Here is a 19,343-nt window from a genome sequence, read left to right on the forward strand (position 1 = left end):
GGCCAGGCCTACCGCAGCCGTCGCCGTCCCGGCATGAACGTGAACACCCCCACGCCCAGCAGGATCGCCGTGCCGGACACCAGTCCCAGCGCCTTCAGGCCGCCGTGGCTGTCGGAACCCGTCGCCGCCAGTCCCCCGCTCGTCGTCGACGACGTGCCGGACGACGTGCCGCCGCCCGAGGTCGACGAACCGCCCGAGACCCCGCTCGCCTGTTCCGTCGTGTCCAGGGTCAGCGAGACCTCTGTCTCGTCCGGTGTGCAGGTGGTGGTCGTGCCGAGGGCCTCGATGGTGAGGATGCCCGGGGAGAGGGTGGAGGAGCCGCTCGCGCCCGGCTTGTAGGTGCCGGTGAGGTCGGGGATCGCGATGGGGTCGCCGGTCTTGATGGCGTCCGCGTTCAGGGGGCCCTCCACGTGCACCGAGCCCGAGTCGGCGCCGGCCACGATCACGTCCATCGACGGCTTGACCGAGCCCGCCGGGATGTCGGCCGGGCTGTCCATCACCGACTTCTTGAACTGGACCGTGAGGTCGAAGTCGCCGCCGTCCTTCTTGGCATTGATCTGGATCGGCGAGGTCGCCTTCTTCTCACCGAGGGGCGACTGGCAGGTGTACGGGATGTCGACCTCCTTGCCGGTGAAGTCGGTCTGCCCGCCGGTGCCGTCGCTCTCGCTCGGGGTGGCCGTGGGTGTGTCCGAAGCGGTCGGCGTGGCCGTGGGCGTCTTGGTCGGAGTGTCCGTCGGCGTAGGAGTGCCCGTGCCGCCGCCGCCCGCCGTCACCGTGATCGTCGCCGCCTTCGGCACCGTCTGGGTCGGCGAACAGGCCGTGTCCGTCCCGAACGCGTTGACCTTGTAGGCGTCCGGGGTGAGCGTGACCTCCCCGGCCGTCGTCAGTTTCAGCGAACCCTTCATGTCGGACAGCACCATGGTGGCGCCCTTGGGAATGGCCGGGTTCTCGCGCGGACCCTGCATCGCGACGGCCGCGGTCTGTGCGCCGGCCGCCTTGAGCGTGCCCGAGGGCTGCACCGAGTTCGCGGGCAGGTCGATGATGTCAGGGTTCTTGGACGCGGCCTGCGTGAACTTCCAGACGATGTCGACGGTGTCGCCGACCTTCGCGGTGGCCGGCGCGGTGATCTCGACCTTCGTGGTGCCGTCGACCGGGTCGATACCGGCGGGCGGTACGCAGTGGGTGGCGTACGACACCTCGGCGGCCTGCGCGGGCGCGGCGGCCATGCCCAGCAGGACGCCGGCCGAACACAGGGCCAGGGCGGCGCCCGCCGCCCCCGCTCTCCGGGCCGGTGTGACTCTCCTCGGCTGTCTCACGTGGATCCCTTCCTGGTGGGAGTCGTCGGACCCGTGGGAGCCGACGGACTCGGCTGACTGTCGTCGTGCGGTGCGGAGAGCCGACCGGCCGTGCCCGGATCGGAGTCCGGGGTGAACCACGGCAGGGTCGAAGCGGCGGTGGGCGCCTCGGCGGGCGTCCGGCTGATCGTGAACTTCGGCCGGTGGAGGCTGAGTTCGGGCAGGCGCAGGCCCCGGTGGCGCAGGCCGCCCGCGCGGCGCGGGCGGACCCGGTCGACGACCGCCATGCCGATACGGAACAGCGCGGCCGGCACGACTACGCAGACCAGGACCCAGAACAGGGTCACGCCCCACGGCCGGCCCACGCCCCAGGGCTGTTCGGCGAGCACCTTCCCGCTGTACTTGAGGGAGACGGTGTAGTCGCCGTGCGCGCCCGCGGCCAGGTCGACGGGGAGTTCGATCCGCGCCTTCCGGCCCGGCTCGATCGTCCCGCGCCACTCCTGTTCCTCCCACTGCGGGGCGAACACGCCGTGGGAGGTACCGACTTGGAAGACGGGGTTCTTCACGGCGGAGGTGCCGACGTTGCCGACGGTGAAGTCGAGGGTCCGCGAGGGCGGGGCGCCGAACCAGGTGAGCAGTCCGCCAGAACCGTCGAGGCGGGTGTCGGTGAGGACCGAGAGCCGGCCGCCGGCGGTCTCGGCGGGCAGCGGTTCGACCGCGTGGCCGGCGACCTGGAGGACCGCGTCCGCCTGTGACTTCGCGCCGGTCACGGTCGCCACGTGCACCACGCACGGGCACGGCACGGGCGGTTCGGAGACGGGGAGTTTCTTGCCGAAGGAGCCCTTGGCGTCGGTGGTGACGGCCCGACCGTCGCTGTTGGCGCAGGAGTTGGTGCCGCCGACGACACCCCGGGCGGGCGTGGCCTGGCCGCAGATCAGCATCATCAGCAGCGCGTTCGCCCGCCATCCGCTGCCGCTGACGGTGATCGAACCACCGGTCCCCGCCTGGGACTTGGACAACTTCACGACCGGCCCGTCCGCCGCCGCGGCCGTGGCCGCCAAGGCCAGCAGAAGCAGCGCGAGCACCGCGACCAGCGCGGGTATCCGACCCTTCGGCCCAGATGTCCGAACCTTGCCGCTCACAGCACCGCTCCCGTCAACTCGACTTCCGTACGCGAGGGTTGAGCCGCCCCGTCGTCCGCCCGCGCCCGCCGCCTTCGATGTCGTACGACCAACAGGGCACCCCCGGCCGCCACCGCGCCCGCGACCCCCGCCACCGCCCCCCACGGCACGAACCGTGCCGAGGCGTGCGCGCTGTCGTGGGCTCCGCCCGCCGCCGTCGCCGTGAGGCGGACGTCGACCGCGTCCAGGGCGGGGTGGCCGGGCCAGGGTTCGGTGAGGTCGAGGCGCTCGCCGGGGCGGAGGTGGACGGGCAGGGTGCGCGGGGCGCGGTCCAGGACCGCGCCGAGGAGGCCGTCCGCGTGTACGGCCAGGCGTGGAACCAGCACGGTCGTACCGCGGTTGACCAGCTCGTACGCGATGTGGTCGAGGTGCACGGTGACGTGTTCGACGGTCAGCGCGGACAGGGTCGGGGCGGCCGCGCGCAGGCGGAGCGGGACACTGGCGCGTCGGCCGTCCTGGTCGCGGGCGACGAGCTCGCCGGTGCGGTCGCCGGTGGCGGTCACCGTGAAGGGGATGTCGGCGCGGGTGCGGGCGGGCACCCGTACCCGGCTCTCGGCGAAGGCGATCCGGACGCCGGTGCCCGACAGCCGTACGGTGAGGGGCCGTTGGCCTCGGTTGGTCACCGACACCGTGTCCCGCAGGGGCGTGCCGGGCTCGCCCTCCGCGTAGAAGGACGGGCGGGAGCCGCCGGCGGGCGCGAGGGACCAGCCCTCGGCGGCGCTCGCCGTCGGGGCGGCGGCCAGCAGCAGCAAAGCGGACAGGAACAGGACACGCATCCGGCGGCTCCAGCGGTCGTACGGACGGTGTTCGTCAGCGGCGTACCGCCTGGCCCCGCCTGGTCAGCCACAGCGCGCCCGCCGCGCCCGCGAGCAGCACGGTGCCGCCGAGGGTGCCGAGCGCGATGGCGGAGTCGTCCGGGCCGGTCTGCGGGAGGGAGCCGCCCGAGTCGGTGCCGCTCTGGGAGGTGCCGCCGGAGGACGAGCCGCCGGAGGAGCCGCCCGCGGCGGTCACGTCGAGGGTCAGCGCCGCGCCCGGGCTGTTGGACGGCGTGCACGTGGTGGTGGTGCCGAGCGCCTTGATGGTGAGGATCGCCGGGGTGAAGGTGACCTTCCCGGTGGCCTTCGGGGTGTACGTACCCGTCAAGTCGTTGATCTTTATGGGGGTGTTGGCGGGAATGGCGGCCTGGTTGGCGGGTCCGGTCACGTTCATCGTCCCGCTGTCGGCGCCGCCCAGTTTGATGGTGGCGCTCGGGTTCATCGCACCCTTGCCCAGCTCGACCGGGCTGGAGGAGACGCCCTTCTGCCAGGACATGGTGATCTTGTAGCCGCTGCCGCTCTTGACGCCCTGGATGTCGATGGGCGAGACGGCGCTCTTGTCACCGATCGGCGTCTTGCACTGGTAGTTGACGCTCACGACCTCGGCGTTGGCTGCGGGGGCGGTCATCAGCACCGCCGAGCCGGCCAGGGCCGCGACGGACGCGAGCACGGCGGTTCGTTTGTGGTACGACACGATCCCCTCATTCCTGACGGCACATCAGATCGGCCGTCAAGGTACGCCCGGGGTCGTGAGGAAGGAAGACACGAAGCGCGCCGGAGTTGTGGGGATCCGGCGCGCACGCAAGGAGGTTCGAGTGGAGGCCGTGCCTCCGGGGGCGGGAGCGTCAGGCCGGGGCGCCCAGCTCCGCCCACACCTTCTTGCCGGGTACGCCCGGGGTCCGTACGACTCCCCAGTCCAGGCACAGGCGCTGCACGATGAACATGCCGTGGCCGCCGGGGCGGCCCGCGCGGTGCGGGGTGCGGGGGGCCGGCTCGCCCGCGCCGCGGTCGGAGACCTCCACCCGGATCACCTTGTTGTCGCCGCTGATCCAGAGCTCGTCGGGACCCTCCGCGTGCAGACAGGCGTTGGTGACCAGCTCGGAGACCACGAGCAGCACGTCCTCCGCGGTGGCCCGCCGGTCGGCCGACTCGGCGGGCAGCCAGCCCCACGCGTACAGCGCCTGGCGGGCGAAGTCACGCGCGAGCGGTACGACCCCGCTGGCGCCGTCGAAGTTCAGCGTGCGGACCTGCCGGCCCACCGGGGCCGCCGCAGCCTCCGTCGGCGGCACGGCCGCGTCCCCATCTCCCCCGGTCGCCGCCACGCCCCCGTCGGACGCCCCGGAAGCGCCGCTGGGCTCCGGGCCGCGGTCGCCCGGCGGGTAAGGCCGGGTGGTGCTCATCAGCGCTTCACCTCACCGATTCACCAGTTCACGTTTCAGAAGTCAGTACGTACATCGACGGCCGATCCGTCACTGTGCCCACAGACCATGTTCAGGATGTCTCCTGCCCGACGGAACCGGCGGAACACCCCCGGATGTGACGCGGAACGCGTAACACCCGGAATGCCCCCTGGGGACAGGGGTGACCGAGGCAGACCGCCGGTGTTCCGCACGCGCCTCAGCCCGCCTCGGCGGCCAGGGCCGCTTCGAGGGTGTCGTGGACGGTGAAGACCGCGTCCGCCCCGGTGATCTCGAAGACGCGCGCCACCACCGGCAGCATCGCGGCGAGATGCACCCCGCCCCCGGCGGCCTCGGCCTTCAGCCGGGCGCCGAGCAGCACATTGAGACCGGTGGAGTCGCAGAACTCCAGTCGTGAACAGTCCACGACGAGCCGGTTGAATCCCTTGTCGAGGCAGTCGTCGAGCGGTTCGCGCAACAGGTCGGCGGTGTGGTGATCCAACTCACCCGCCGCGGTCACGACGGCGCTGTGGCCCTCTTCCCGCACCTCGACCAATAGCCGACCAGACTGTGCGCTGCCGACCGTCCCGCGGTCCATGCCGTCTTCTCTCCCGACGTGGTGGCTGCTGACTGATGCTCCCGAACACTACGCCTTCCTCACACTCTCCGACACCCGAACAACCGCCGGAAAGCGGACATATGGCCATAGAAAGCACTTGCGGGAGGCGTGGGAAACCGGATAGGGCTAGAGGTACGTAACCGACACGGCCGGCTTTGGAGGCGCCGCACACCGCAGTGCACGCACTGGCTTCGGCAGCCATATGCCGAGAACGATGGAGGACATCATGTCACCCCGGCTCGACGCACCGCACGCCCCACAGGCGACGTCGACACCCCATCCGGAACAGGAACATCTGGATCCCATCGAGAGCACCGACACGGATGTACTCGCCGGACTTCCACAGATCCCCCCGTTCGCCGAGGTGGGGCCGGTCGACGCGCGAGCCCTGTCCAAGACGCTCTTCGCACGCCTGGAGTCCCTCGAAGAGGGCACCCACGAGTACTCCTACGTCCGCAACACCCTCGTCGAGCTCAACCTCGCGCTGGTCAAGTTCGCCGCCTCCCGCTTCCGCTCCCGCAGCGAGCCGATGGAGGACATCATCCAGGTCGGCACCATCGGCCTGATCAAGGCGATCGACCGCTTCGAGCTCTCCCGGGGCGTGGAGTTCCCGACCTTCGCCATGCCGACCATCGTCGGCGAGATCAAGCGTTTCTTCCGTGACACCTCATGGTCCGTACGCGTACCGCGCAGGCTGCAGGAACTCCGGCTCGACCTGGCCAAGGCCGGCGACGAGCTGGCCCAGAAGCTCGACCGGTCCCCCACCGTCGGCGAACTCGCGGAGCGGCTCGGCCTCTCCAAGGACGAGATCGTCGAGGGCATGGCCGCGTCGAACGCGTACACCGCCTCCTCGCTGGACGCCCAGCCCGAGGAGGACGACGCCGAGGGCGCCCTCTCGGACCGCATCGGCTACGAGGACCACGGCATCGAGGGCATCGAGTACGTCGAGTCGCTCAAGCCCCTGATCGCCGAGCTTCCGTCCCGGGACCGGCAGATCCTCTCGCTGCGCTTCGTGGCGGGCATGACCCAGTCCGAGATCGGCGACGAACTCGGCATCTCGCAGATGCACGTATCGCGACTGCTGACGCGAACCCTGGTGCGCCTGCGCAAGGGGCTGACGGTCGAGGAGTGACCTCCCGCCCTGCCCGAGACACCGTGGGGCGGTGAGCTTCCGAGTGCGGTGTGCCCGTCCGGCACACCGCACTCGGCATGTCCGGGCCCCTCCCCCGCACCGGTCTCCCGGGCCCTGCCAGGCGGTTCCCCGGTTACCCGCAGAAACCCCTTCTCCCACCGAGTCACTTGCCTCACTATGGTCCCCACAAACTGGCCGGTACGTCAGGAGCCCGGCGGGAGAAGAGGTTTCTGTGGAGACCGGGCTGCACACGGGCGCGTCCGACGCCCGCCTGACCGAACTGCTGCGCACCAGCACCGCCACCGCCTACCCGGCCCTGCGCGAACTCCGCGCCCGTCACCAGCAGTCGGTGCTCGCCTACGCCCGTCTGTGCGCCGGCGGCGACACCTCCGCCCGCCAACTCGCCGCCCAGGCGTTCACGTCGGCGGCCCGTGAGACGGCCCGCGGCATCGAACCGAGCGGCCCCTGGCGCCACCACCTCCTCCTGCTCACCGCCCGCACCGCCGCGTCCTGGGCCACCGACGACCGCGCCGCCGCCCTGGACCCCGGACTGCTCCTGGTCCTCAACACGACGGGCCCCGGCGGCCTCGTACCCCCGATGACGGCCGCCTTCCAGACCCTCCCGTCCCGGGCCCAGGGCCTGATCTGGTACGGCCCGGTCGAGCGCCAACCCGCCCCCGCGACAGCCCAGTTCCTCGGCATCACCCCCGAAGACGTGGCGTACGAGACCGACGCGGCCCTCCACCTCCTCGGCCAGGCCTGCCTCCGCACCCGGCTCGCGGCCTCCGACGATCCGCAGTGCGGCGACTTCCGCCGGCTCATCGAGGAGTCGGTACGGCCCGACCACCCCCGCGACAGTGCCGACCTGCACGCCCACATGGCGCACTGCCCGCACTGCACGGCCGCCCACGAGGAGTTGAGCGCCCTGCGCGACACCCCGCGCACCGCGCTCGCCGAGGGCCTGCTGCCGTGGGCGGGCACGGCGTACACCGGCAGCGAGCCGCCGCAGCGCCCCAAGTCCCTTGCGAAGCCGTCCTCCTGGCCACCGTCCAAGCGACTCGTCCTCACCTCGGCCGCCCTCGGGGTGGCGCTGGCACCGCTGTTGGTCCTGCTGCTCACCCAGGGCGGTACGGCGCCGTCCTCGACGTCCGGGCGGGCGGCGGGCGCGGGCGGTACACCGAGCAGCGCGCCGCAGGTCACGGTGACGGCGACCGTGTCGGCTACGCCGTCGCCATCGGCCACCAGCGGCAAGCCGTCGAACTCCCCGTCCCCGACGCCGAGTTCGACCCCCACCAAATCGAAGAGCCCGTCCCCCGCGACCCCTCCGGCGCACGCCCCCAACGGCACTTACGCGCAGGTCGTGAACGTCTCCTCGGGCCGCTGCCTGGACATCCGCGACGGCGACCTGTCCAAGGGCACGGACGTGATCACGGCCCCCTGCTCCGGGTCCCGTACGCAGCGCTGGCGGGTCGATGCCGGGCGCGGGGTCGTGCAGTCGGCCGCCGACCCCGACTTCTGCCTCGACAACCGCGGTGACGTGGACAAGGGCGTGGGCATCTGGGAGTGCGACTCGGTGGACGGCGACAACGGCGACAACCTGACCTTCACCGTGGACTCCGACGGCGTGATCCGCCCGGCGGTCGCCATCCTGACCGGGGTGACGCCGGAGGGCGGCGACGGGGTGGGGATGGAGCCGCTCAGCGGGGGCGCGGAGCAGCGGTGGCGGGCGGGGGCTGCCTGAGAGGGGGCCGGCCGCTTTTCGGGGCGGGGGCTGTCCGGGACCGACCCCTGCCGGCCTCCCCGGCACGGGCTCAGACCTGGCGGACGCCTCGGCGCCAGACTCCGGTGACGAGGGGGACGCCCGGGCGGTAGGCCAGGTGGACGTGGCTCGGGGCGTCGAGGAGGGTGAGGTCGGCGTAGGCGCCCGCGGTGAGGCGGCCGACGTCCTCGCGGCGCAGGGCGCGGGCGCCGCCGGCCGTGGCGGACCAGACGGCCTCGTCGGGGGTCATGCCCATGTCCCGTACGGCGAGGGCGATGCAGAACGGCACGGACGAGGTGAAGGACGAGCCCGGGTTGCAGTCCGTGGACAGGGCGACGGTCACGCCCGCGTCCAACAGCCGCCGGGCGTCCGGCCATGGGGCCCGCGTCGAGAACTCGGCGCCGGGCAGCAGCGTGGCCACCGTGTCGCCGCCGGCGAGGGCGTCGACGTCCGCGTCGGTGAGGTGGGTGCAGTGGTCCGCGCTGGCCGCGTCGAGTTCGACGGCCAACTGCACACCGGGACCGTAGGAGAGCTGGTTGGCGTGGATGCGCGGGTGCAGGCCCCTGGCCTTGCCCGCGGTGAGGATCGCGCGGGCCTGGTCGCCGTCGAAGGCGCCCTTCTCGCAGAACACGTCGATCCAACGGGCGTACGGCGCACAGGCGTCGAGCATCTCGCCGGTGACGAGGGCGACGTAACCGGCGGGGTCGTCGGCGTAGTCGGGCGACACGATGTGCGCGCCGAGATACGTCACCTCGTCGGTGTGGGCGGCGGCGATGCGCAGGGCGCGGGCCTCGTCGGCGACGGTCAGGCCGTAGCCGGACTTGGTCTCGAAGGTCGTGGTGCCCTGGCGCAGGGCCTCGGCGAGGTAGCGGGTGAGGTTGGCCGCCAGGGCCTCGTCGCTCGCGGCTCGGGTGGCCGCGACCGTCGTGCGGATGCCGCCCGCGGTGTAGGAGCGGCCGGACATGCGGGCGTTGAACTCCTGCGTCCGGTCGCCCGCGAAGACGAGGTGCGAGTGCGAGTCGACGAAACCAGGGAGCACCGCCCGCCCGCCTGCGTCGACCCGATTGTCAGTGGCGGGTGCTTTGCTGGATTCACCGGTCCACACGACCCGGTCGCCGTCGATGACGAGCGCCGCGTCCTGGATCAGTCCGAGGGGGGATCTGTCACCGAGGGAGGGGTCGTTGGTGACCAGCGTGGCGATGTTGGTGATGGCAGTGCTGCTCATGGCGTCCTCGTGGGTGGTGGTCAGGCCCGCAGGGCTTCGACGGCCCGCGCGAGCGCCCCGGGCACATCCGGTACGAGGGTGTGGGCCCCGTCGCGCACGACGTGCCGGCCGCTCACGATCGTGTGCCGTACGTCCGCTGCCGTCGCCGCGAATACGGCGGTCTCGGCGCCGAGCCTGGGCAGCGGCCCGGCCGTCCTGACCGAGTCGAGGGCGATCGTCGTGAGGTCGGCGAGCGCGCCGGCCTCGATGGTGCCCGCCTCGTCCCAGCCGAGCGCCGCGTGGCCGTCGGCGGAGGCGGCGCGCAGCAGGGAGGCGGCGGTCCAGTGACCCCGGGTGCGGGTGCGCAGGCGCTCGTTCAGCTCCATCGCGCGGGCCTCTTCGAGCAGGTCGATGACGGCGTGGCTGTCGGAGCCGAGGGAGAGCGGGGAGCCGGCGCGCTGGAGGGCGACGGCGGGTCCGATGCCGTCGGCGAGGTCCCGTTCGGTGGTCGGGCACATGCAGGTGCCGGTGCCGCTGCCGCCGATCAGGGCGATGTCCTCGTCGGTGAGGTGGGTGTTGTGGACGCCGGTGGTGCGCGGTCCCAGGACACCGTGGTCGGCGAGGAGCCGGGTCGGTGTGCGCCCGTGCGCGGCCAGGCAGGCGTCGTTCTCGGCGGTCTGCTCGGACAGGTGGACGTGGAGCGGGGCCCGCCGCTCCTCGGCCCACCGGGCGATGGTCGCGAGCTGTCCGGCGGGCACGGCCCGCACCGAGTGGACGGCCGCTCCGATCCGCGCGTGATCCCGTTCCTTGAGAAGTGAACAGCGTTCGGCCCAGGCCTCCGCGCTGCCGTCGGAGAAGCGCAGCTGGTGGGCGTTGGGCGGCTCACCGCGGTGCTCGCTCACGATGCCGGCGGCGAGGTAGGCGGTGTCGAGGAGGGTGATGCGGATGCCGGCGTCGGCGGCGGCCGCGACGAGGGCCTCGCCCATGGCGTTGGGGTCGGCGTAGGGGGTGCCGCCGCGCTGGTGGTGGACGTAGTGGAACTCGCCCACCGCCGTGATCCCGGCCAGCGCCATCTCGGCGTACACCGCGCGGGCGAGGGCGTGGTAGGTCTCCGGGGTCAGCTGGTCGGCGACGGAGTACATGACCTCGCGCCAGGTCCAGAAGGTGCCGGAGCCGACCTGGACGGTGGAGCGCAGGGCCCGGTGGAAGGCGTGCGAGTGGGCGTTCGCCAGACCGGGGAGGGTGAGGCCGCGCAGCACCTCGGCGCCGGGCGGCGGCGCGGTCACGTCGGTGCGGACGGCGGTGATCCTGCCGCCCTCGGTGTCGAGGGCGACGCCCGGCTCGACGTGGGTGTCGAGCCAGGCGTGCTCCAGCCAGTACGTGCGGGTCCCGGTCACCTGCAGGCCAGCCCTTCCAATACGTCGGCGAGTGCGGTCACCCCGGCCACGCAGTCGTCCTCGGCGGCGAACTCGGCCGGGGAGTGCGAGACGCCCGTGGGGTTGCGCACGAACAGCATGGCGGTCGGGATGCTCCCGGAGAGGATTCCGGCGTCGTGTCCCGCGCCGGTGCCCAGGACGGGGACGGTCAGTTCCGTTCCGGTGCCCAGGATGCGGGCGAGTTCGTCGCGCAGGGCGTGGTCGAACTCGACGACGGGGGTGAAGGACTCCCTGACGATGTCGAGGTCGATGCCGTGCGCCTCCGCGTACTGGCGGGCCGCCTTCTCGATACCGCCGACCACCTGGTCGAGGCTCTCCTGGTCCTCGGCGCGGGAGTCGAGCCAGCCGCGCACCAGGGAGGGGATGGCGTTGACGCCGTTCGGCTCGACGGCGATCTTGCCGAACGTCGCGACGGCGCCGGCGAGTTCGGCCTCGCGGCGGGCGGCGAGCACGGTCTCGGCGTACGAGAGCATTGGGTCCCGCCGGTCCACCAGCCTCGTCGTACCGGCGTGGTTGGCCTCGCCCCGGAAGTCGAACCGCCACCGCCCGTGCGGCCAGATGGCACTGGCGATGCCGACGCGGTCACCGGAGAGGTCCAGGGCGCGGCCCTGTTCAACATGGAGTTCGACGAACGCGCCGATACGGGCGAGCCGTTCGGGATCGGGGCCGATGGCGTCAGGGTCGTAGCCGGCGGCCTCCATGGCCCGAGGCAGCGTGACCCCGTCTCCGTCCGTCAGCCGGTGCGCCTGCTCGACGGTGAGCTGCCCACCGGTCAGTCGCGACCCGACACAGGCGAGCCCGAACCGGGCCCCTTCCTCGTCCCCGAAGTTGACGATCGCGAGGGGCTTGCCGAACTGCGCTCCCCTGCGGCGCAGTTCATCGAGTGCGGCAAAGGACGACACGACTCCGAGGGGCCCGTCGAAGGCCCCGCCATCGGGCACGGAGTCGAGATGGGACCCGGTGACGACGGCGTCCCCGGCGCCCGGGTCGCCGAGCCAGGCCCACTGATTCCCGTTCCGGTCGAGCTCGTAGGTCAGAGCGCGGCTCTCGGCCTGCGCCCTGAACCAGTCCCGACATTCGGCATCGGCCCCGGTCCAGGCGAAGCGCCGGTATCCGCGGGAGTCGGGGTGGCGCCCGATGGGCAGCAACTCGCGCCACATCTCGTGAAAGGAGGGCGCGCTGTGGCTCACGGCCTGACTGCGACCTCCAGTCCGTTCAGGCTGTGGGCCGCCGACGGGCGCACCGGCCGTACCGGCCACAGGCTGTGGGCAGTCGTTCCGACCGTCGCCGTGCTCGACGTCACGCCGGGTCACTCGCCCCCACCCTCACGCATCGGCACCCGCACGCCCCGCTCGTCGGCGACCCGTTCCGCGATGTCGTACCCGGCGTCCACGTGCCGAATGACGCCCATGCCGGGGTCGTTCGTCAGCACACGCCGGATCTTCTCGCCGGCGAGAGCCGTACCGTCCGCCACCGAGACCTGGCCCGCGTGGATGGAGCGGCCCATGCCGACCCCACCGCCGTGGTGGATGGACACCCAGGACGCGCCGGAGGCGACGTTCACCATCGCGTTCAGCAGCGGCCAGTCGGCGATCGCGTCGGAGCCGTCGAGCATGGCCTCGGTCTCGCGGTACGGGGAGGCCACGGACCCGCAGTCGAGGTGGTCGCGGCCGATGGCCAGGGGCGCTGCCAGCTCGCCGGAAGCCACCATGTCGTTGAAGCGCTCGCCGGCCTTGTCGCGCTCGCCGTAGCCGAGCCAGCAGATGCGGGCCGGGAGGCCCTGGAAGTGGACGCGCTCGCCGGCCAGCTTGATCCAGCGGTGGAGGGACTCGTTCTCCGGGAAGAGGTCGAGGATCGCCTTGTCCGTCTTGTGGATGTCGGACGCCTCGCCGGACAGCGCCGCCCAGCGGAAGGGGCCCTTGCCCTCGGAGAAGAGGGGGCGGATGTAGGCGGGGACGAAGCCGGGGAAGGCGAACGCCCGCTCGTACCCGGCGAGTTGGGCCTCGCCACGGATCGAGTTGCCGTAGTCGAAGACCTCCGCGCCAGCGTCCATGAACCCGACCATCGCCTCGACGTGCCGAGCCATGGATTCCCGGGCTCGGACGGTGAACCCCGCCGGGTCCTTCGCGGCGGCGTCGGCCATGTCCTCGAAGGCGATGCCCACCGGCAAGTAGGCCAGCGGGTCGTGCGCCGAGGTCTGGTCGGTCACGATGTCGATCGGCGCGCCCTCGGCCAGCATCTGCGGCAGCAGCTCCGCCGCGTTGCCCAGGAGGCCGATGGAGAGCGGGCGACGGGCGTCGCGGGCCTCGACGGCGAGCTGGAGGGCGTGCGCGAGGGAGTCGGCCTTCACGTCGAGGTAGCGGTGCTCGATGCGGCGCTCGATGGCGCGCGGGTCGACGTCGATACAGATCGCGACGCCGTCGTTCATCGTCACCGCGAGCGGCTGGGCGCCGCCCATGCCGCCGAGGCCCGCGGTGAGGGTGATCGTCCCGGCGAGCGTGCCGCCGAACTTCTTCGCGGCGACCGCGGCGAACGTCTCGTACGTGCCCTGGAGGATCCCCTGCGTGCCGATGTAGATCCAGGAACCGGCCGTCATCTGGCCGTACATGGTGAGGCCGAGGGCCTCAAGGCGCCGGAACTCCTCCCAGTTGGCCCAGTCGCCGACCAGGTTGGAGTTGGCGATGAGGACGCGCGGGGCCCACTCGTGGGTCTGCATCACGCCGACCGGGCGGCCGGACTGGACGAGCATCGTCTCGTCCTGCTTCAGGGTGCGCAGCGTGCGGACCATGGCGTCGAAGGAGCGCCAGTCACGGGCCGCCTTGCCCGTGCCGCCGTAGACGACGAGCTTGTCGGGGTGCTCGGCGACCTCGGGGTCCAGGTTGTTCTGCAGCATCCGCAGGGCGGCTTCCTGCTGCCATCCCAGGGCGCTCAGTTCCGTACCGCGCGGCGCTCGTACGGGGCGGGGTCCTGACATGGTCTGCCTCCTAGCGGATTGCTCCCGGTGGACTCTTACAGCGGTTATTCACATCCTGGCGTCCTGAATAGAACTAGTCAACACCTCCCGGCGTCTCTACCGGTGCGCTGTGGATGTTTGGCTGGACGCATGGGCGCAGGTGAAGACAACAGGACGGGGGACGGCGTGGACAGGGCGACAGGCGGGGCGACGGGCAGGGAAGCCGACGACGAGCCGACCATCCGGATCGACGGCCGGCCCGATGACCGGACCGATGACCGGACCGCTGACCAGGGCGGACGGGCCGCGCGCCGGGACGAGGCCGTGCGGGCCGCCGTGGAGCAGGGGCTGCTGGGACCGGACATCCCCATCGTGGGCCTGCTGGACGTCGCCGGCATCCGGGAGTCGGCGGCGGCCCTGCGGGCGGCGTTCGACGCGGTCACCGCGCCCGGCACGCCCGTGCTGCACGCCTTCGCGGTGAAGGCGACCCCGCTGGTGCCGGTGCTGCGGCTGCTGCGCGAGGAGGGCATCGGCGCGGAGGTCGCGAGCCCGGGCGAGCTGGCGCTGGCGCGCGCGGCGGGGGTGCCGCCGAACCGTACGGTCCTGGACTCGCCCGCGAAGACGCCGGCCGAGCTGCGCGAGGCGCTGGCGCTGGGGATCGCCGTCAACGCGGACAACCCGCAGGAACTGCACCGCATCGACGGTCTGATGCGGTCGGCGACCAGCCGCTCGCCGCTCGGGATCCGGGTCAATCCGCAGGTCGGCGGCGGGTCGATCGGGGCGACCTCGACCGCGACGGAGACCTCGAAGTTCGGGGTGGCGCTGCGCGACGAGGGGGCGCGCGAGTGGGTGGTGCGGGCGTACGCGGAGCGCCCGTGGCTGACCCGGCTGCACGCGCACACCGGCTCCCAGGGCATCCCGCTCTCGCTGCTGGCGCAGGGCGTGGCGCAGACGTACGCGCTCGCCGAGGAGATCAACCGGCGCATCGGGCGCCCGCAGATCGACACGCTGGACATCGGCGGCGGGCTGCCGGTGAACTTCGGCTCGGACACGGAGACGCCGACCTACGCGCAGTACGCGCGGCTGCTCGGCGAGGCCGTGCCGGGGCTGTTCTCGGGGCGGTACGGGCTGGTGACCGAGTTCGGGCGGTCGCTGCTGGCCAAGCACGGGACCGTGGTGGCGCGGGTGGAGTACACCAAGAGCGCGGGCGGACGGCCGATCGCGGTCACGCACGCGGGCGTGCAGGTGGCGACGCGGACGGTGTACGTGCCGGGGTCGTGGCCCCTCAGGATCGCCGCGTACGACGGGAAGGGGCGCCCCAGGACGGGGGCGCCGGTGGTGCAGGACGTCGCAGGACCGGCCTGCTTCGCGGGCGACCTGCTCGCCGAGGGGCGCTCGCTGCCGCTCCTGGAGCAGGGGGACTACGCGGCGGCGCTGGACACGGGCGCGTACTACTTCGCGCACCACTACGCCTACAACTCCCTGGCCCGGCCGGGTATTTACGGCTTCACGCAGGACGGGCCCGGCGGGGGCGTCTCCTTCGCGACGGTCCGCCGGGCGCAGAGTCTCGACGAGATCGTGGCCGAATCCGGCGGGGCGTACGCGGATGCGCTCACCACCCGGCGCGCACCCGGGCGCGGTTGACGTGTCCCGCGGGACACGATGTTCAACTGGGGAGAAAACAGGCACAGTTGACCCACCCTAATCCCCCGCCGCATGTTCCGCCGGAAAATGCCAGATCCCTCACCCCTCACGCACACGGTGCGTAGTTTCGGCGTCACTCAGCCGAAACCAAGGCAGGAGGGGAGCCACGGTGCCCGGAATCGACGAGTGTCTGCTGGAAGCCATGCGACTGCCCGGTGCTCGGGGCGCCGCACTGGTCGACTGGACCAGTGGGCTCGCCCTGGGCACCGTGGGCGAGTCGCCCGGCGGCGACCACGAGGCCGCCGCCGTGGAGGCCGCCGAGTTCGCCCGGCTCGCCGCCGAGCAGCACGCCTTCGCACCCGACGACGACCCCGAGGCCGGTCCGGCGGCCGACGCGGACCCGCCGGTCGAGGATCTGATCATCAGCAACCGGGACAGCTACCACGTGCTCCGGTTCGTGGGGGCGTCCTTCGACGGCAGCGTGTTCCTGCACCTGTGGCTGGCCCGCGCCGAGGGCAATCTGGCGCTGGCCCGCATCCGGCTCGCCGAGATGGCGGAACGGCTGGTGCTGGCGTGAGCGCCGTGCGCACGACCGAGCCGCCGCGCCTGCCGGTGCGGGACAAGGCGGCCGCGAGCGACCGCGGGTGGGGCGGTGTCTCACCGATGCTGACCCGGCTCGCGGCCGAGCGGGCCACCGGCGTCCTGGTCCGCGAGCGCGGCTCGCTCTACCTCGCCGAGGGCCTGGTGGTGCACGCCGAGAGCGCGTCCGCCCCCGGTCTGGACGTCCTGCTGACGGCGCGAGGGACGCTCAGTCCCGAGGCCTGGCAGCAGGCGCTGGCCGAGGCGGGCGACCGGTACCACGTGGGCCGCAGGCTGGTCGACAGCGGACAACTCGCCGTCGGCGCGCTGGAGTTGTGCCATCTGGCGGCGGTGTACGACGCGGCGTACTTCACGCTGGGGCCCAGCAGCGCGCCGGGCCGGTTCCGCTACGGCTCCGCGCACGAGCCGAGCCCCGTCCATCCGGTGCCGGTGGCCGACCTGGAGCGCGAGACGCTGCGCCGGCGCGACCTGCTGCACCGGCTCTGGCCGGACCCGGGCCCCGACGAGGCCCCGCTGACCCGCGCCGAGCGCACCGAGGTGCCCGCGCTCACCCGCCGCCAGCGTTCGGTGCTGGCGCTGGTGGACGGGGTCCGCACGGCGACGGACATCGCCCGGGCGCTGGGCCGGCCCGCCTTCCACACGCTGGTGGACGTACGGCGGCTGACGGCGGCCGGCGCGGTCGGCATCCGCCGGCCGGGCCAGGCGCCCGAATCCGCCCACTCGGACGCCGACGAGGACCCAGCCGCCGGACAGCTTCCACCCGATCCCCACGTCACGCTGCTGAAGAGGCTCAGGGATGCGCTGGAGGCCCTTTGAGAGGAGACACCGGATGGCCGCCGAGCCCGAAATCCTGGACGAGCTGCGCCGGTTGAGGGCCCGCGTCCCGCAGCTCACCGGCGCCCTTGCGACCGGCGCCGACGGGGCGGTCCTCGCCCAGGACACCCCGGGCGTCGACCCGGAGAGCATGGCCGCGCTCGCGGCGACCGCGCACACGGCCGCCGCGAGGCTGGCGGACGCGACCGGTCAGGGCGAGGTCCGCGAGGTGCTCGTACGCGGTGTGTACGGCTATGTGGCGACGTACGCGGCGGGCGGCGGGGCCGTGCTGACGCTGCTCGCCCAGGACCGGGTGAACGTCGGGCGGCTGCTGCTGGAGGGACGCCGGGCCGGGGCCCGCGTCGGCGAACTCGTCGACGCGCGGGCCGCCGCGCTCGCCAAGGCGGTCCCCAAGCCCACGAAGCCGGCCCTCAAGCCGGCCACCCCCGCACGGACCAGAACGGCGCGCGCTCCACGCACCACGAACACCAGCGCGCGCACCACCACGGAAAGTTGACAGGAACCCAAGGAGCAGAGTCATGGCCAACACCGAAACCTCGCTGAAAGAGGCACTGGCCTCCATCGAGGGCGCGACCGGGGTCGCGCTCGTCGACTACACCAGCGGGATGGCGCTGGGCACGCTGGGCGGCAGCAAGAGCTTCGACCTGGGCGTGGCCGCCGCCGGTAACACCGACGTCGTACGCGCCAAGATGCGCACGATGGAGCACCTCGGGCTCAAGGGCCAGATCGAGGACATCCTGATCACGCTGTCCGACCAGTACCACCTGCTGCGCCTGATGAGCGGGCGCGGCGGCAACGGTCTCTTCCTCTACCTGGTGCTGGACGCCAAGCGGGCCAACCTGGCGATGGCCCGCCACCAGTTGAAGAAGATCGAGGAGGACCTGGAGGTGTGACGGGCGGCGGCTCGGCCCACGACCTCTAGACGAGCGCCGCGGTGCGGCGGCGGGTCCCGCCCGGGGCCGCGTCGCCCGCCGCGATGCCCGTGCTGCGGTAGGCCTTGACGGACTTGCCGGCCGGACGGCCGCCGTTGTCGGCGAGCCAGTCGACGCGGACCCACAGCAGGGCGTCCTCGGCCCGTTCGCGCCGGCCCAGCCAGGCGGCCTTCAGACGCAGTCCGACACCGGCGCCGGCCAGCAGCATGCCGCCCGCCGCGGGCACGGCGAAGGAGGAGCCCACCGCGAGCAGGAACGCCAGCAGCAGCCACCAGCGGTGCCCGCGACGCCAGTTGCGCACGCCGACCGCACGGTCCTGGAGGACGTCGTGCTTGCCGGCCCGGGTCGCTCCGCGGGCGAGGGCGAGGTAGCGCTTGCGGCGCGCGTACGACACCACGAGCGCCGCGATGATGAACAGCGCGGCCCCCGCCATCACTCCGATCCGGCGCCCGGTGATGCCCGGCGGCAGCACGCCGACACCGGCCGCGAACACCCCGGACCACCACAGCGGGGCGGCTCCGGCCCGAACGACGACAGCCACCCGGGTCAGACCCTGGGCTCTGCGATCTCCACTTCCGCGCGCCACGTCGCGCCTCCTCATCCTCACGACACAGTCCCGTCCGGCCGGGAGACTAGTGAGCGAACGTGAGACGAAGCTGAGAACGCACCGCCCGGGACGGCACGTCTCACTCCACGAACAGCCCCCGCGCCGCCGCCCCCGCGTCGAACTCCTCCAGGCGGGCCTGGGCGTCCGGCAGGTCGTCGCACATGGCCTCCAGGAGGACCCGGCCGAGCAGCATCGGGGCGCACGCGGTGTCGAAGGCGAGGCCGGTGCCGACGGCGGCGGGCAGCAGCAGGTCGGAGGCCTTGGCGACCGGCGCGAAGGCGGAGTCGGCGACGGTCACCACGGTCAGGCCCGCGCCCTTGGCGAAGGTCAGGGTGTCCACGACCTCGCGGGGGTGCCGGGGCAGCGCGAAGCACAGCAGGGCGGTCGCCCCGGCGCGCACGGCGGCCTCGATGCGGTCGTGGATCATCGTGCCGCCCTCGTTCAGCAGCCGTACGTCCGGATGGACCTTGGCGGCGAAGTAGGCGAAGCCGTAGGCCTGGGAGGCGGCGGCGCGCAGGCCGAGGACGGGCAGCGGGCGGGAGCTCGCGAGCAGGCGGCCTGCCTTCTGCAACGGGCGCGGGTCCGCGAGCAGTTCGGCGAGATGCCTGAGGTTCTCGATCTCGGCCTCGACGGCCTGCTGGTACTCGTTGTAGGAGCCCGCGTCGGCCGACTGCTCGGTGGGCGCGACCTCGCGCAGGTGCTTGCGCAGCGCGGGGTAGCCGTCGAAGCCGAGGGCGACCGCGAAGCGGGTCACCGAGGGCTGGCTGACACCGGCGAGTTCGGCCAGCTCGACGCTGGACAGGAACGGCACGTCGGCCGCCCGCCGCACCATGCTGTGCGCGATGCGCCGCTGGGTCGGCGTCAGCCGGTGCCCCTCGAAGAGCGTCTGCAGCCGCCCCGCCGCAGTGTCCGCCACGGTCGTGCCCCTCTCCGCG

At 72.7% G+C, this 19,343-nt stretch carries 19 protein-coding genes; 7 read left to right on the top strand and 12 right to left on the bottom strand.

Annotation, left to right across the window (positions count from 1 at the left end; all coding sequences use genetic code 11):
* Positions 1–8 precede the first annotated feature (8 nt).
* The 6 genes from ACIQI8_RS32170 to ACIQI8_RS32195 all read right to left on the bottom strand — a co-directional run bounded on the left by ACIQI8_RS32170 (position 9) and on the right by ACIQI8_RS32195 (position 5,286).
* Positions 9–1,226 (bottom strand): hypothetical protein, encoded by a 1,218-nt coding sequence (locus tag ACIQI8_RS32170; protein ID WP_402359673.1) that lies wholly within the window; start codon positions 1,224–1,226, stop codon positions 9–11.
* A gap of 86 nt (positions 1,227–1,312) precedes the next feature.
* Complete coding sequence (locus ACIQI8_RS32175; protein ID WP_402358133.1) at positions 1,313–2,437, bottom strand: hypothetical protein; 1,125 nt, start codon at positions 2,435–2,437, stop codon at positions 1,313–1,315.
* Positions 2,434–3,252, bottom strand: a complete 819-nt coding sequence (locus tag ACIQI8_RS32180) for a hypothetical protein (RefSeq protein ID WP_402358136.1) — start codon at positions 3,250–3,252, stop codon at positions 2,434–2,436. Before ACIQI8_RS32180 ends, ACIQI8_RS32175 begins: the two co-directional genes overlap by 4 nt.
* 34 nt (positions 3,253–3,286) lie before the next feature.
* The gene (locus ACIQI8_RS32185) at positions 3,287–3,985 is read right to left on the bottom strand and encodes an LPXTG cell wall anchor domain-containing protein (protein ID WP_402358139.1); all 699 of its coding nucleotides are present in this window, start codon (positions 3,983–3,985) and stop codon (positions 3,287–3,289) included.
* A gap of 151 nt (positions 3,986–4,136) precedes the next feature.
* Positions 4,137–4,691 carry an ATP-binding protein gene (locus ACIQI8_RS32190; RefSeq protein WP_402358142.1) on the bottom strand — a complete coding sequence of 185 codons (555 nt, stop codon included), beginning with the start codon at positions 4,689–4,691 and terminating at the stop codon, positions 4,137–4,139.
* Between the two features lie 217 nt (positions 4,692–4,908).
* Positions 4,909–5,286, bottom strand: coding sequence for an STAS domain-containing protein (locus ACIQI8_RS32195; RefSeq protein ID WP_402358145.1), 378 nt, complete (start codon positions 5,284–5,286; stop codon positions 4,909–4,911).
* Between the two features lie 235 nt (positions 5,287–5,521).
* On the opposite strand from ACIQI8_RS32195, the gene ACIQI8_RS32200 reads away from it, so the two are divergent.
* On the top strand, positions 5,522–6,439 hold the full coding sequence (locus ACIQI8_RS32200) for an RNA polymerase sigma factor SigF (protein ID WP_402358148.1): 918 nt from the start codon (positions 5,522–5,524) through the stop codon (positions 6,437–6,439).
* Positions 6,440–6,671: 232 nt separating this feature from the next.
* Positions 6,672–8,180, top strand: a complete 1,509-nt coding sequence (locus tag ACIQI8_RS32205) for a ricin-type beta-trefoil lectin domain protein (protein WP_402358151.1) — start codon at positions 6,672–6,674, stop codon at positions 8,178–8,180.
* 70 nt (positions 8,181–8,250) lie between these two features.
* Here the strand turns inward: ACIQI8_RS32205 and hutI are convergent, their stop codons facing one another.
* The 4 genes from hutI to hutU form a co-directional block, all read right to left on the bottom strand.
* Entirely contained in the window at positions 8,251–9,423 is a 1,173-nt protein-coding gene (hutI, locus tag ACIQI8_RS32210) for an imidazolonepropionase (RefSeq protein WP_402358154.1), read from the bottom strand.
* Positions 9,424–9,443: 20 nt separating this feature from the next.
* The gene (locus ACIQI8_RS32215; RefSeq protein WP_402358157.1) at positions 9,444–10,799 is read right to left on the bottom strand and encodes a formimidoylglutamate deiminase; all 1,356 of its coding nucleotides are present in this window, start codon (positions 10,797–10,799) and stop codon (positions 9,444–9,446) included.
* The gene (locus ACIQI8_RS32220) at positions 10,796–11,998 is read right to left on the bottom strand and encodes an allantoate amidohydrolase (protein ID WP_402359676.1); all 1,203 of its coding nucleotides are present in this window, start codon (positions 11,996–11,998) and stop codon (positions 10,796–10,798) included. Before ACIQI8_RS32220 ends, ACIQI8_RS32215 begins: the two co-directional genes overlap by 4 nt.
* Before the next feature lie 149 nt (positions 11,999–12,147).
* Positions 12,148–13,812 carry a urocanate hydratase gene (gene hutU, locus ACIQI8_RS32225; protein WP_402358160.1) on the bottom strand — a complete coding sequence of 555 codons (1,665 nt, stop codon included), beginning with the start codon at positions 13,810–13,812 and terminating at the stop codon, positions 12,148–12,150.
* A 129-nt stretch (positions 13,813–13,941) separates the two neighbouring features.
* On the opposite strand from hutU, the gene ACIQI8_RS32230 reads away from it, so the two are divergent.
* The 5 genes from ACIQI8_RS32230 to ACIQI8_RS32250 all read left to right on the top strand — a co-directional run bounded on the left by ACIQI8_RS32230 (position 13,942) and on the right by ACIQI8_RS32250 (position 17,762).
* Positions 13,942–15,435 carry a diaminopimelate decarboxylase gene (locus tag ACIQI8_RS32230; protein WP_402358163.1) on the top strand — a complete coding sequence of 498 codons (1,494 nt, stop codon included), beginning with the start codon at positions 13,942–13,944 and terminating at the stop codon, positions 15,433–15,435.
* A gap of 169 nt (positions 15,436–15,604) precedes the next feature.
* Complete coding sequence (locus tag ACIQI8_RS32235) at positions 15,605–16,012, top strand: hypothetical protein (protein WP_402358166.1); 408 nt, start codon at positions 15,605–15,607, stop codon at positions 16,010–16,012.
* Positions 16,009–16,851: a transcriptional regulator gene (locus ACIQI8_RS32240; protein ID WP_402358169.1), complete on the top strand. Its 843-nt coding sequence runs from the start codon at positions 16,009–16,011 to the stop codon at positions 16,849–16,851. The genes ACIQI8_RS32235 and ACIQI8_RS32240 overlap by 4 nt, the downstream gene beginning before the upstream one ends.
* Positions 16,852–16,864: 13 nt before the next feature.
* Positions 16,865–17,365 carry a roadblock/LC7 domain-containing protein gene (locus ACIQI8_RS32245; protein WP_402358172.1) on the top strand — a complete coding sequence of 167 codons (501 nt, stop codon included), beginning with the start codon at positions 16,865–16,867 and terminating at the stop codon, positions 17,363–17,365.
* Positions 17,366–17,387: 22 nt separating this feature from the next.
* Positions 17,388–17,762: a hypothetical protein gene (locus ACIQI8_RS32250; protein WP_402358175.1), complete on the top strand. Its 375-nt coding sequence runs from the start codon at positions 17,388–17,390 to the stop codon at positions 17,760–17,762.
* Between the two features lie 25 nt (positions 17,763–17,787).
* Here the strand turns inward: ACIQI8_RS32250 and ACIQI8_RS32255 are convergent, their stop codons facing one another.
* Both ACIQI8_RS32255 and ACIQI8_RS32260 read right to left on the bottom strand, forming a co-directional pair.
* The gene (locus ACIQI8_RS32255) at positions 17,788–18,402 is read right to left on the bottom strand and encodes a hypothetical protein (RefSeq protein WP_402358178.1); all 615 of its coding nucleotides are present in this window, start codon (positions 18,400–18,402) and stop codon (positions 17,788–17,790) included.
* Positions 18,403–18,487: 85 nt separating this feature from the next.
* Positions 18,488–19,324 (bottom strand): MurR/RpiR family transcriptional regulator, encoded by an 837-nt coding sequence (locus ACIQI8_RS32260; RefSeq protein WP_402358181.1) that lies wholly within the window; start codon positions 19,322–19,324, stop codon positions 18,488–18,490.
* Positions 19,325–19,343: the final 19 nt, after the last annotated feature.

The sequence above is a fragment of the Streptomyces sp. NPDC092369 genome, from assembly GCF_044755245.1.
In the GTDB taxonomy this organism is placed as follows: domain Bacteria; phylum Actinomycetota; class Actinomycetes; order Streptomycetales; family Streptomycetaceae; genus Streptomyces.